The 966-nt window shown below is 40.7% G+C and carries 2 protein-coding genes; both read left to right on the top strand.

Translation table 11 applies throughout. From position 1 onward, the window contains the following. The coding region (locus ACRCJ0_RS15665; RefSeq protein ID WP_431391111.1) for a DegV family protein at window positions 1-538 on the top strand (538 nt) is incomplete at its 5' end. 11 nt (window positions 539-549) lie between these two features. Then, a partial coding sequence (locus tag ACRCJ0_RS15660; protein WP_431391110.1) for an NUDIX hydrolase occupies window positions 550-966 on the top strand: 417 nt, incomplete at its 3' end.

The following is a 966-nucleotide window of genomic DNA, read 5'->3' as shown; positions in this document are numbered from 1 at the left end:
AATCAATGTCCACTTGATTGATACCAAGGCTGTATCTATTATCATTGCCCACGAAGTGAAAGAATTGATTCGGCTGATTGAATCAGGCTATAAAGCTGAACAAATTATTCCAGCTATGAACCAAATGATTCAAGATTCAGAAATTTATGTCTTTATTGAAGATTTAAACAACTTGGTCAAAGGTGGCCGGGCCAAGGCAGCCTCAGCCTTTATCGGGTCTGTATTAAAAATCTATCCAATCCTACGATTTGAAGATGACGGGACAGTAGACGTTTTTGAGAAAATCCGTACTGAAGGAAAGATTAAAAAATCTTGGTTGCGTATCTATGAAGAAGCCCGTGCGCAATTTGGTGACCGTCTGCATTTAGGCTTTGCCCACGGGGATGCCTATGATAAAGCCATTGAATTCAGAGACTTTTTCCTAGAAAACTATCCAAATGAAGACATCATTATCCGTTATTTAACACCCGTTGTAGGGGTTCACGGCGGTAAGGGTGCCTTGGGTATGGGGTTACTAGTAGACGCTGACTTAGACTAAGTGGAGGCTATATGTTATCAACACTCATTTACTTGGAAAATGACTTGGATCAATACTTGATGCTCCACCGGACGAAAAAAGCCAACGACGTCAACCACGGGAAATGGATTGGTATCGGCGGCAAATCTGAATATGGTGAATCACCTATGGAATGTTTGGAAAGAGAAGTCAAGGAAGAGGCTAGCCAAAACTTGAAATCAGCCGTTTTTCGAGGGGTAGTCACTTTTATCTACGCTGACCAAGAACCCATGTATATCTTTTTATATACTGGGAAATTGGAAAATAATGAAGTTGGGGAAACTCGAGAAGGGGACTTAGCCTGGGTAGATAAGGATAAGATTTTTGACCTAACCCTTTGGGAAGGCGACCGTATTTTCCTCAAAGAATTGATTGGGTCATCTACTTTGTTGGATATTAAATTAGTATAT

This window comes from Aerococcus sp. L_32 (assembly GCF_050689315.1).
This window is presented reverse-complemented; position numbering and strand designations above follow the sequence as displayed.